General features: G+C 62.7%; 10 protein-coding genes and 1 tRNA gene. 6 read left to right on the top strand and 5 right to left on the bottom strand.

Annotated features, from left to right (window positions below):
* Window positions 1-32: 32 nt before the first annotated feature.
* Together HNS03_RS23975 and HNS03_RS23980 are read right to left on the bottom strand one after the other, a co-directional pair.
* Window positions 33-2,075, bottom strand: coding sequence for an alpha-1,4-glucan--maltose-1-phosphate maltosyltransferase (locus tag HNS03_RS23975; protein ID WP_367198572.1), 2,043 nt, complete (start codon window positions 2,073-2,075; stop codon window positions 33-35).
* A gap of 177 nt (window positions 2,076-2,252) precedes the next feature.
* The gene (locus HNS03_RS23980; RefSeq protein WP_367198573.1) at window positions 2,253-2,828 is read right to left on the bottom strand and encodes a winged helix DNA-binding protein; all 576 of its coding nucleotides are present in this window, start codon (window positions 2,826-2,828) and stop codon (window positions 2,253-2,255) included.
* A 220-nt stretch (window positions 2,829-3,048) separates the two neighbouring features.
* Between HNS03_RS23980 and HNS03_RS23985 the strand changes: the two genes are divergently transcribed.
* Entirely contained in the window at window positions 3,049-4,146 is a 1,098-nt protein-coding gene (locus tag HNS03_RS23985; RefSeq protein WP_367198574.1) for an LLM class flavin-dependent oxidoreductase, read from the top strand.
* Between the two features lie 156 nt (window positions 4,147-4,302).
* On the opposite strand, the gene HNS03_RS23990 is transcribed toward HNS03_RS23985, so the two are convergent.
* Window positions 4,303-4,611, bottom strand: a complete 309-nt coding sequence (locus HNS03_RS23990; RefSeq protein ID WP_367198575.1) for a hypothetical protein — start codon at window positions 4,609-4,611, stop codon at window positions 4,303-4,305.
* Between the two features lie 207 nt (window positions 4,612-4,818).
* Here HNS03_RS23990 and HNS03_RS23995 point away from each other — a divergent pair, with 207 nt between their 5' ends.
* Complete coding sequence (locus HNS03_RS23995) at window positions 4,819-5,745, top strand: lipid kinase (protein WP_367198576.1); 927 nt, start codon at window positions 4,819-4,821, stop codon at window positions 5,743-5,745.
* Between the two features lie 92 nt (window positions 5,746-5,837).
* Here HNS03_RS23995 and HNS03_RS24000 read toward each other — a convergent pair whose 3' ends face one another.
* Complete coding sequence (locus HNS03_RS24000) at window positions 5,838-7,211, bottom strand: aminomethyl transferase family protein (RefSeq protein WP_367198577.1); 1,374 nt, start codon at window positions 7,209-7,211, stop codon at window positions 5,838-5,840.
* A 200-nt stretch (window positions 7,212-7,411) separates the two neighbouring features.
* Here HNS03_RS24000 and HNS03_RS24005 point away from each other — a divergent pair, with 200 nt between their 5' ends.
* Window positions 7,412-8,644 carry a LysR family transcriptional regulator gene (locus tag HNS03_RS24005; protein WP_367198578.1) on the top strand — a complete coding sequence of 411 codons (1,233 nt, stop codon included), beginning with the start codon at window positions 7,412-7,414 and terminating at the stop codon, window positions 8,642-8,644.
* A gap of 91 nt (window positions 8,645-8,735) precedes the next feature.
* On the opposite strand, the gene HNS03_RS24010 is transcribed toward HNS03_RS24005, so the two are convergent.
* Window positions 8,736-8,810, bottom strand: a tRNA-Gly gene (locus HNS03_RS24010).
* A gap of 226 nt (window positions 8,811-9,036) precedes the next feature.
* On the opposite strand from HNS03_RS24010, the gene HNS03_RS24015 reads away from it, so the two are divergent.
* The 3 genes from HNS03_RS24015 (at window position 9,037) to HNS03_RS24025 (ending at window position 10,968) form a co-directional block, all read left to right on the top strand.
* Window positions 9,037-9,846, top strand: coding sequence for an ion transporter (locus tag HNS03_RS24015; protein ID WP_367198582.1), 810 nt, complete (start codon window positions 9,037-9,039; stop codon window positions 9,844-9,846).
* Between the two features lie 364 nt (window positions 9,847-10,210).
* The gene (locus HNS03_RS24020; RefSeq protein ID WP_367198583.1) at window positions 10,211-10,531 is read left to right on the top strand and encodes an ArsR/SmtB family transcription factor; all 321 of its coding nucleotides are present in this window, start codon (window positions 10,211-10,213) and stop codon (window positions 10,529-10,531) included.
* The gene (locus HNS03_RS24025; protein ID WP_367198579.1) at window positions 10,528-10,968 is read left to right on the top strand and encodes an SRPBCC domain-containing protein; all 441 of its coding nucleotides are present in this window, start codon (window positions 10,528-10,530) and stop codon (window positions 10,966-10,968) included. The genes HNS03_RS24020 and HNS03_RS24025 overlap by 4 nt, the downstream gene beginning before the upstream one ends.
* Window positions 10,969-11,094 lie beyond the last annotated feature (126 nt).

Here is an 11,094-nt window from a genome sequence, read left to right on the forward strand (position 1 = left end):
CCGGCTCAAATGACCTGCGTTGACCTTGGGCTTCATTCGCGTCCCGCTCCCGGCGGGATCAGCCGCCAGATCGCATAGGGGCAGTCTTCTGGGTCGAGGGTGAGGGTGTGCAGCTTGCCGTGCCAGGTGAAGTGGTTGCCGTGGCGCAGATCCTCTACCTCTATGGAGGCGTCGTCCGGTAGGCCGAACTCCCAAAGTGGCACCTCGAACTCGAACGTGTGCGAGGCGTGGGGGTCGAGGTTGACGTGGATCAGCACGAAGTCGCCGCTGGCCGCATCGCGCTTGCCGTAAAGCAGCACCTGGTCGTCGAAGGCGTTGTAGAAGGTGAGATTGGTGAAGTCCTGCAGCGCCGGGCGTTCGCGGCGGAGCCGATTCAGCAGACGGATGTCGTCCTTGATGTGGCCGGGCGCATTCATGTCCCAGACCCGGATCTCGTATTTCTCGGAGTTGAGATATTCCTCCTTACCAGGAATCGGCTCGGCTTCGCAGATCTCAAAGCCGTTATAAAGCCCATAGTTGCCGGCAAGGGTGGCCGCCAGCACTAGGCGGATGCGGAAGCCCGGACGGCCGCTTTCCTGGAGATAGGCCGGGTTGATGTCCGGTGTGTTGGCGAAGAAATTCGGCCGCATCACATGGGCCATCTCCGGCGCCGCGAGCTCGGCCAGATAGTCGGTCAGCTCGTCTTTTTCGTTGCGCCAGGTGAAGTAGGAATAGGACTGGCTGAAACCCAGCTTGGCGAGCCGCTTCATGACCTTCGGCCGGGTGAAGGCCTCCGCCAGGAAGATCACGTCCGGGTGCTTCGCCCTGACTTCGGAAATCATCCATTCCCAGAACGGGAACGGCTTGGTGTGCGGGTTGTCGACCCGGAAGATCTTGACTCCGTGGTCGACCCAGAACAACACCACGTCGCGCAGCGCCAGCCACAGATCCGGCAACGCATCCCGGTAGAAGTGGACGTTGACGATGTCCTCGTACTTCTTCGGCGGGTTCTCGGCGAATTTGATGGTGCCGTCGGGGCGCCAGTCGAACCACTCCGGATGCTCCTTGATCCAGGGATGGTCGGGAGCGCACTGGATTGCGAAATCGAGGGCGATTTCCAAATCGTGATCGCGGGCCGCCTCCACCAGGCGGTCGAAGTCGTCGATGGTGCCGAGTTCGGGATGGATGGCGTCGTGACCGCCTTCCGCCGCGCCGATGGCGTAAGGGCTGCCGGGATCGTCCGGCCCGGCGGTCAGCGCGTTGTTGCGGCCCTTGCGATTGATCCGCCCGATCGGATGGATCGGGGTGAAATAGAGCACGTCGAAGCCAAGATAGCGCACATAGGGAAGTTGCGCGATCACGTCGTCGAAGGTGCCGTGGCGGCCCGGCTCGCCAGCCTGGGAACGGGGCATCATCTCGTACCAGGCGGAAAAGGCGGCGCGCTCGCGGTCGACGAACACCTCAATCTCACGGGGATAGCGCGTCAGGTTCGTGCGCCGTCCGGCGCGCGCCATCAGATCGCGCGCTTCCGGCGACAACAGGATCTCCAGCCGCGCCGCTTCGTGGGCGGTTTCGAGGCGGTGGGATAAGGCTTCTAGGGCTGCGGCATCCGCCCGCATGCGCGCGGACCCGGCGCTAACGGAGGCGGCGACCAGGCGCCGGCCCTCCTCGATTTCCAGCGAGACCTTCACGCCGGCGGCGATCTTCTTTTCGGTGTCGCGCAGCCAGCTTGCGTAAAGGTCACGCCAAGCGATGAGGCCGAAGCGATGGGGGCCGGGGGTGGCGAAGGTGAGCGTGCCGCGCCAACGGTCGTTCGCGAGCGGTGTCAGCGGGGCTTCGCTGTCCGGCTCGCCGTCGGCGGAGGGCACCACGAGTGCGGCGGCAATGATGTCATGGCCATCGGAGAAGATGTCCGCCTCGACCACGAACGGGCGACCCACGACGGCCTTCGCCGGAAAGCGTCCGCCATCGATCTCCGCATCGATCGCCTCGATGGCAATGCGGCTTTCGGCCAGGGCGAGCGCCCGCTCGGCGGCGGGGTCTGGGGCGAGGCGCCGCGGGCGCGGCTCCGTCGCGACGGTGGGGGCATTCGTCATGCGACCTCCGTCTTCATCCGGCGACTGTCCTCCATGATGGGTTGGACCGATGTCGGAGATGCAAGCATTGGACCGGCGACAAAAATCGTCAACCGCGCGGCGTTCCACGCGGCTGCCCAACCTCGTTTGGTTGCTTTTTAGGCAATCCAGAACGGGCGCAAAGGTTCCCGAAACGCCTCAGTCTTCGGAGGTCTTCGTCGCCGGGCGACGGTAGGTCGCGGCCACTCGCGACACTTCCTCGTAGATCCCGGCAAGCAGGTTCAAGGTCTGCGTTGCCTCCGCCAACCGCTGGCGGAAGTCGGGGACACTGTCGATCGCGGCGATCAGCAGGGCGCGCCGAACGGCAGCATAGTTGTCGGTCACCTCATGGCCGAGCTTCGTCACCGAATAGGTCACGCCGGAGCGGGGCGATCCCTGCTTCTCGACGAGATTGGCCGCGATCAGTTTGCGCAGGCTGTACTGGATGTTCGGAATGTCGTCGCGGTTCATCAACCGCGCGAGCTCCTTCACGCTTTTCGGTCGGTCGTTCATCCGAATAACGTGAAGCATTGCGTTTTCCGGCCCGCTGGCGGCCACGTCGATGACGTTGGCCAGGCATTCCGACTGCCAGCGTCCGAAGGATTCGAACGTGCGCATGACGGCGAATTCCAGCTCCGTCGTGTCCACTTCGGCGCGCGAGGCGGAGAGGTGCCAGCTCCGGTCGAGAACGTCCGTCGTCGCCGGTTCCGATTTGTCGGTGCGTTTTGGCGCCATGGGAAAGCTCCGGAGAACGGATGTCTTGCTCTAGGTCATGACCTGAGCGGGCCGATTGGGGCCGGATCGATCGTTCGTTTCAAGACCAAAATCGCGCTTGCGATCAGTGTCTCCCTCGCCGACCGCCGCTCTCGGCGGAGGGCCGACAGGGCCGCTTGCTGTTGAATAGACTTTTAGATAGACTTTTTATCTAAAAATTTGAACCAGAGGGATCATTGAAATGGCATCTGCAACCAACCCGATGTTTGCGAAGGACCGTTTTCTGCTGGGGACATTTTCGTCCAACTGCTCCAGCGGCATGACGGTGACCAAGGTTCCCGAACGCTGGAACAACTCGTTCGAGAACAATCTGCGGCTCGCTCACCTGCTCGACGATGCCGGCATCGATTTCATGCTGCCGATCGCGCGTTGGATCGGCTATGGCGGCGAGACCGACTTTCACGGTTCGGTCCTGGAGACGATGACATGGGCGGCCGGACTTTTGGCGCATACCCGCAACATCGCGGTGTTCGCGACCATTCATACCGCGGCCAACAACCCGGTCGTAGTTGCCAAGCAGATCGCCACCATCGACCAGTTGAGCTCGGGTCGCGCCGGCCTCAACATCGTCGCCGGCTGGAACAAGCCGGAATATGAGGCGCTCGGCCTGACCCTGCCCGACGACCACGAGACGCGCTACGCTTACGCTCAGGAGTGGTTCGACATCGTGCGCGCGTTGTGGACCAACGACACGCATTTCGACTGGGACGGCACCTACTTCAAGCTGAAGGGGACCAAGAGCGAGCCGCGTCCGTTCGCCGGCCAACCGCCGATCATCAACGCGGCCGGGTCGCCCCAGGGCCGGGACTTTGCCACCCGTAATGCCAATTTCCTGTTCACGCCCACCATCGACCTGGAACGCTCGACGGCGGAGGTCGCCGAATTGAAGGAGCAGGCCCGCGGTGTGGGTCGGGAGGTCGATGTCCTGACCTTCTCCCACGTGATCTGCCGCCCGACCGAGAAGGAAGCGCGCGACTACTACGCGTATGTCACGACGGAAAACTCCGACTGGGAAGCCGTGGACAACCTGGTGCGGCTGCAGTTCGCCCACGCCCATTCGTTCCCGCACGATCTTCTGGCGCTCATCCGCGACCGCATGGCCGCCGGACATGGCGGCTTCCCGTTGATCGGCACGCCCGAGCAGGTGGCGGACGGCATCGCGTCACTGGCGGCGGCCGGTTTCCGCGGGTCCACCCTCTCCTTTGTCAACTATGCGGAGGAGTTTCCCTATTTCCGCGACACGGTGCTGCCGCTGCTGGCGGAGAAGGGGATACGCTAAAGCGTTTCCAGGCGAAGTGGGAACCGGTTCGCCGTCCGGAAACGCTTGAGATTCAATGCGTTTCCGGATGAAGTGGGAGACGGTTTTCCGGCGACACGGACGCTGTTTTCCCTGCGGGGTTGCAGCCGAACATGCTCCGTCTATCAGGGATAGGCTTTACGTGTTTCCGTCCTTTCCGTCGTCGTCATCGATGACCGACGGTCTTTGCTGATGGGTATCGATGACCTCTTTGACCGCCTCGATCAGGGCCGCGCGATCGATCCGGGCGCCCTTGGGATAACGGCTTTGGACTTCCGTCAGGAGGGCGCGCAGCCAATCCTTGCGGGCGTCGGCGGAGTAGCCTTCTTCCGCGAGCGCTTCCTGCAGCTCCTGTAGGGTAATGTCCGGGCCGAAACTGTCTGGCCCGGATGAGGGTGCACCTTGCGCGCGGATCGGGTTGGGATGGGAGCGGTGATCGGGACACATGCCCATGCCTCGCTTGGTTCGCCGCCCAACACCAACGGAACGTTTCGCTGTCCGAGCGGGTTCCGTGTCTGGAATTTCCGCCTCGAATTCCTAACATTCAAGCGATCGTCCGTGCGCCGTTGGCGGCGTTTCGCCCGATGCCGGTTACCTGTGCGCCGGACGCACCCCGTCCTGCGTTGTCCCGACGCCCCGCCACGAGGATCATCGATGGGCCATCACCCCGGCGATCAGCCAACGCGCCGCGCGCTGCTGCTTTTGAACCCGAATGCCCGTCGCGGAAAAGTTGGGGTCGAGACGGCGCTGGACCGCTTGAAAGCCGCCAACATCGAGCTGGTTGAGCCGCCGGTGCCCGATCGCGACAGTGCCTCGGAGGTCATCGTCGCCCATGCGCAGGAGGCGGACCTGGTGATCGTGGGCGGCGGCGACGGCAGCTTGAACGCCGCGGCGGCCGGGCTCAGAGAGACCGGCTTGCCGTTCGGGATCCTCCCGCTCGGCACCGCCAACGATCTGGCTCGGACGCTGGAAATCCCGCTGGATCTCTCCCGGGCGGCGCAAGTCATCGTGGAGGGGGAGCGCCGCGCGCTCGATCTCGGGGTGGTCAACGAGAAATTCTATTTCAACGTGGCGAGCGTGGGCTTCAGCGCGAGCTTGGCGCGTAACCTCACCAAGGAGGCGAAGAAGCGCTGGGGCACGCTGGGCTACGGCCTGTCGGCCGCCCGTCTGGTGTCCCAGAGCCGGCCGTTCACCGTGCAGATCGACCATGACGGCCACACCGAGGAGGTACGGACCTTTCAGGTCTCCGTTGGCAACGGTCGCCACTATGGCGGCGGGCTGGTGGTCGACGAAACGGCCGCGCCCGATGACGGTCGTCTCGACGTCTACAGCCTGGAAGTGGAGCATTGGAGCGAGCTTCTGGCGCTGGTTCCCGCCTTGCGCCTGGGCACCCTGAAGCGTTGGAAGAAGGTCCGGACGTTTTCCACGACGGAACTGACGATCCGCACCCGCCGGGTTCACGATGTGAATGCCGACGGTGATCTTCTGACCACGACGCCCGCCCATTTCAGCGTGCGCACCGCGGCCGTGCAGGTGTTCGTCCCGAGGCCCGGCCACTGGGCCCGTTTTCCGTTCCAGTGAGCGGACGAATGGCTCCAGCCTAAGAGGCACGGGCGAAGGTATCGCGTTTCGCGAGGCTCCCGGCGCCGTGGCGCCAGGAGCGAAAAGACGCGCTACTTTTGGGAGCGGTACTCCTTGCGGGACACCTCGTGGATCGGCCAGGGGTACACGGTCGCTGAGACCTGCATCTGGACGTGACGCTCCACGTGCGGCTTCTCGGTGCCGCCATTGGCCTCTCCCCACAGGATGGAGAGCTTGGTCCCTTGGTCGGCAAGATCGCCGCGGACCATGGCCAGGGAAATCCAGGCGCGCTCGTTTGCGGAATAGACGGGATAGGTGGACAGCCCGACCTGTTCGCCATTCAGCAGCACCTGGTCGTAAGGATGTGCCGCATAGTGCCCGGCGGGAAGCTCCATCAGCTTCGGTCCGGGGAATTCGTCCATCAGGCCGTCGAAGATCTTCAACACGTCCGCGCGGTCCCATACGAGGGTAACCTTGGTGCGGTGATCGCGATCGGCCATCGCCTGGAGCGCTTCGCGGCCGATGAAGTCATGGTCGAACTTCACCACGCGTCCGTAGTCCAGGTCCCACGGGGTCAGATAGAACTCCTCGACGTTGTCGGGCTGGAAGCTGCCACCGACCGAGCAGGTCGCTTCGAAGCTGTCGGCGGGCAGCCACTCGCGGTAGGGGCGCATCTTCTCGCCGGTATAGATCGCCGGCAGCGGCGACGGGATCCAGCCGGATTCCATCGAGGCGCAGGAATAGGCGCGGGAACCGGCCCGCAGCATGCCATATTTCGCGCCGACCTCCAGCAGACGGTCGTAGACGCGTTGGCCGTCTTCGTAAGGCCCCCACAGCTCAAGCCCCTTGGCACCGCCCATGCCGTGGCTAAGCGTACGCGCGGTCCGACCGGCGACTGTGATCTCGCCCATGTTGAAGAATTTGGTGGTCAGCGGCCCGCCCTCGTTGGCCTCGTTGAGAATGTCGAGGGCAAGCGGTCCCTGGATCTCGTAGCGATAGAGCTTGCGGGGCTTATCGGGGTTTTCGAGCGAACGGATGTCGAATTCCGTCTCGATATCGAAATCGCCGATTTCGGCCTGGAACTTCAGCCAGTTGGCCAGCGGCGGCCGGCCCACATACAGGATCTCGTCGTCTTCCAGGGCGAACACGATGCCGTCGCCGATCACGTATCCGTCGTGATTGACGCAGACGAGCTGTTTGGCCTTGTTGCGACCGAAATTGGCGAAGCTGTTCACGCCCACATAGGAGATGAATTTGATCGCGTCCGGGCCGCGAACGTAGAGATCGGTCATATGATAGGACTGATTGAGCAGAACTGCGCCATGGCGCCAGGCGCGAACCTCTTCCATCCAGTTCGTATACTGAGGCGGAATGGGAAAGGCATACGGCCCGGTCTGCGAATTCTGCAGCATATGGGACGGATTGCCGACCTTCTGGATTTTGTCTTCGAGCGATGTGTCGGCCATGAGCCGGTTTTCCTCCACATGAGCGTTTCCAGGTGAAGGGGACACCGGTCCGACTTCCGGAAACGCATCAAAACAATCGACGGGAGCCGTTCTGCGGTTGAGGAGACGGCTCCGGATAAACGGGAAAGCGGTAGCACCCGGCCGCGCACCTTGCTTATGCATATCTCGAATAATGTGCCGCAATCTGGTAATATCATGAGATGGCAGCACCGAACTGGATCACGCTCAAGCAGGCCCGCGCGATCGACGCCGTTGCAAAAACGCGGAGCTTCGAACATGCCGCGCGGGTGCTGAACACCAGCCAGTCCGTCGTCTCGCGCACGATCGCCGGGGCCGAAAAAAAGGTCGGAGGGCCTCTGTTTGAGCGCGGGTGGAGCGGCACGGAGCCGACGGCATGGGGCGAAGCGGTGTTGCGTCGCTGTTCCGCGGCGCTGGCGCTCATCGACAGGGCCGAAGACGATATCGCGACCCTCCACGGAACCCGGCCGAAGCTGAAGACCTTTCTGCGTTGGCATCATCTCGAGGCCGTCTCGGCGGTGGTTCGGTTCGGCGGTGCCTCGGCGGCCTCGGCCCATCTCGGCGTGACGCAGCCGGCCATCAGCCGATCGGTTGCCGCGCTATCGGAATATGCGGGCCAACCGCTGTTCGAGCGCCAGCGCAACGGGCTGGCCGCCACGCCGCAAGCGCAGCGGCTGGCAACGTTGCGCGACGAGCTGTTGCAGGAGCTCGCCATGGTGGAGAGCTACCGGCTGCGGCCCAAAACCGGGCTGGTCGGCCGGCTCGCCGTCGGCATGTTGCCGTTTTCCGGCCAGGACCTTGTCGCCAAGGCGTTCGGCACGCTGACGTCACGTCATCCCGACCTGAGGCTGATGGCGGTGCCCGGCAGTTACAACATGCTCGCGGAGGCGCTGAAACGTGGCGAGATCGACTGCATGGTCGGGATTCTTCGCGAGCGGCCGCCGGTCCCCGACCTCGTCGAGACCTTCCTTTATCATGAGCGCTTTACCCTGGTGGCGCGATGGGACCATCCTTGCCATGGCAAGGCGCTCACCATCCCCGCTCTCAAGGACGAGAAGTGGATTGTGGGGCCGCACGGGACTCCTGTGCGTGCCTATTTCGAGCGGATTTTCCAGAATGTCGGAACGACGCCTCCAGCCCAGACCTGCGAAATCCTGTCGTTCGTCAACGCCGAGCAGGTGATTGCCAACAGCGTTGCGGTGGGGCTGCTCAGCTATAGCGCGCAGAACCTGGCGAGCCTGCTCGCCGACCTGAGGAAGGTGGATGTGGAGCTGCCGGACTCAGACATCGCGATCGGACTGACGACGCAAAAGAGCCGAAAACCCTCCGAAATCCTCGCCGTCTTCGAAGAGCTTTTGCTTTCCTATGTCGATCGGCCGGAGCCGCACGGACCGGCGGCGGAGGCGCTTTCGTAAAAGCTGGCTTTGAGAACGAGGCGCCTTGGCGAGCAACGGACGACCCCGTCTCCACCTGAGATGAGCGCTGGGATTGTGAGCTTCAGGAAATTGGAGCGGGCGATCGGGATCGAACCGACGACATTCAGCTTGGGAAGCTGACGTTCTACCACTGAACTACGCCCGCGCAGGGGGATGAAAAGAGCGTTCCGCGCGGCGTCTGTCAAGCGCGATCGCACGTCAGCCCACGGCTTGCAGCCGGACGGACCAAAAAACGCGCAGTCGCACGGCTTCCACCTTTCCGGATGCGATACTAGATCATCAGGCGAATCGTCTGTATCGCCCGATGATCTCGTTTGCCCCTGTCGCGCCGGGCGTGACGGCTTCGCCAAAGGAGAACGCCTGCCTTGACCTTGCGAGCGCGCTTGCAGCACGTGATGGCCACGCCGCTCTGGGAGTGGTCCATCGCCGCTTTGATCGTCTTCAATGCGCTTGTTCTCGGGCTGATGACGAGCCACGACTTAATGCAGGTGGCGGGTCCGCTTCTGACCGCGCTCGATACGGTGGTCATCGCGATCTTCGTGGTCGAAATCGCGCTTCGGATCTATGTCCATCGGCTGCGCTTCTTCCGCGATCCCTGGAGCCTGTTCGACTTTGCGGTGGTCGCGATCGCGGTCGTTCCCAACCAGCATGGTCTTTCGGTCCTGCGCGCCTTGCGCGTCTTGCGGGCGTTGCGCCTGATCAGCGTCGTGCCGACGCTGCGGCGCGTGGTCGGCGGGCTGATTGCCGCGCTGCCGGGCATGGGCTCGATCGTGCTTTTGATGACGATCATCTTTTATGTCTTCGCCGTGATGGCGACCAATCTCTATGGTGCGGCCTTTCCGGAGTGGTTCGGCACGCTCGGGCGCTCCGCCTACACGCTGTTCCAGATCATGACGCTGGAATCCTGGTCGATGGGCATCGTCCGCCCGGTGATGCAGGAATTTCCCTTTGCCTGGACCTTCTTCGTGCCGTTCATCATGGCAACGGCATTCACGGTGCTGAACCTCTTCATCGGCATCATCGTCTCCGCCATGCAGCAGGAGCACGAAGCCGCCCTCGACGCGGAACGGCAGATCCTTCACGACGAGCAGGCCTCGATCGCGGAGGAGATGCGGGCGCTGCGCAGCGAGATCGCCGACCTCCGCGTCGACCTCAAGATCCGTCCGACGAGGTCGGACTGAGCGTCACGCCGGTGGCCCACGCAACGACAGAGACCGAACAGGCGGCGGCGAAGGTTGTTCGCTCGTCTCGGGATCTCGCGGCTATGAGCAGGTGCTGCACGATCTGCGTCGGGAGATGAACATCTTTCTTCGGCCCGCCAAGGACGTCGCATCAGGCTCCTCCGAATCCGGTCATTGCGAAGAGCAATCAGCTTTCACTCCTGGGCAATTTTCGTCCGTTCAGGCTGAAAAAGCCGGGACGAAGCCGGAGGCATGGATTGGCTCCTTTTAGAGAATGCGAATGGCTTGTGCCCCAGCGCGAGTGTATTGACATAAAGATAACTCTTTGGTTATGAATTAAACATAACCAAAGAGTTATTGAATGATGGCCTCCGAAACCGACGTTTTTTCAGCTCTTGCCGACCCGACACGCCGCAGGCTTTTGGAAAGCCTGTGCCGTGACGGAGAGTGCTCGGTTCACGCGCTGACAGGACAAGCAGGGATTTCTCAGCCGGCTGTCTCCAAGCACCTGGCTGTTCTCAAGCGGGCTGGGCTCGTGACGGATCGCAGACAGGGACGGGAAACCTACTACTCGTTTTGCCCGCACGGTCTCTCGCCCGTTGTCGACTGGATGAGCCTCTACGGCCAGTTCTGGGCTCAGCGTTTCGACGCGCTCGAAGACCTACTTCGGCGGACGGATATATGAGCGCTGACGAAGAAATCAGTTCTTCCCTGGTGATAGAGCGTTGGATGCCGCATGCCCGCGAGCGAGTCTGGCGGGCACTGACGCAGGAATGGCTGATCCGCGAGTGGCTGATGGAGAACGACTTCCAGCCTGTCGTCGGTCACTGCTTCACATTGCGCAGCCATGCCCTTCCAGGTTGGACGGGCATTGTGAATTGCGAAGTCTTGGCCATCGAGCAGCCAACCTACCTTGCCTATCGATGGGGTGACGGAAGCGAGTCCGACAGCGGACTCTCGACGGTCGTGAAATGGACGCTCGACGAGATTGAAGGCGGGACGCTGGTGCGGATGGAGCAAAGCGGCTTCTTGTCTTCAGACGGCCTTGCCTACACCCGAATGAGTGTCGGATGGCCGGGTCGGCTTGAACGCTTGGAACAGATCATAGGGGGCCTCTCATGACGCACGCCATACGAGTGGCCGTCGTCTATCACTCCGGCTATGGGCACACTGAACCGCCCCGGCATCGCCGGAGGCTGTTTGGTTTAAGTCATGCTGCTATTTGCTGCTCGTCGAGCAGAGCGTGAT

This window comes from Amorphus sp. 3PC139-8 (assembly GCF_040750475.1).
Lineage (GTDB): Bacteria > Pseudomonadota > Alphaproteobacteria > Rhizobiales > Amorphaceae > Amorphus.

What these genes read in the sequence shown, in the direction of transcription:
- HNS03_RS23975 (WP_367198572.1), bottom strand. Translation starts at nt 2,075, where the DNA reads ATGACGAATGCCCCCACCGTCGCGACGGAGCCGCGCCCGCGGCGCCTC.
- HNS03_RS23980 (WP_367198573.1), bottom strand. Translation starts at nt 2,828, where the DNA reads ATGGCGCCAAAACGCACCGACAAATCGGAACCGGCGACGACGGACGTT.
- HNS03_RS23985 (WP_367198574.1), top strand. Translation starts at nt 3,049, where the DNA reads ATGGCATCTGCAACCAACCCGATGTTTGCGAAGGACCGTTTTCTGCTG.
- HNS03_RS23990 (WP_367198575.1), bottom strand. Translation starts at nt 4,611, where the DNA reads ATGTGTCCCGATCACCGCTCCCATCCCAACCCGATCCGCGCGCAAGGT.
- HNS03_RS23995 (WP_367198576.1), top strand. Translation starts at nt 4,819, where the DNA reads ATGGGCCATCACCCCGGCGATCAGCCAACGCGCCGCGCGCTGCTGCTT.
- HNS03_RS24000 (WP_367198577.1), bottom strand. Translation starts at nt 7,211, where the DNA reads ATGGCCGACACATCGCTCGAAGACAAAATCCAGAAGGTCGGCAATCCG.
- HNS03_RS24005 (WP_367198578.1), top strand. Translation starts at nt 7,412, where the DNA reads ATGGCAGCACCGAACTGGATCACGCTCAAGCAGGCCCGCGCGATCGAC.
- HNS03_RS24020 (WP_367198583.1), top strand. Translation starts at nt 10,211, where the DNA reads ATGGCCTCCGAAACCGACGTTTTTTCAGCTCTTGCCGACCCGACACGC.
- HNS03_RS24025 (WP_367198579.1), top strand. Translation starts at nt 10,528, where the DNA reads ATGAGCGCTGACGAAGAAATCAGTTCTTCCCTGGTGATAGAGCGTTGG.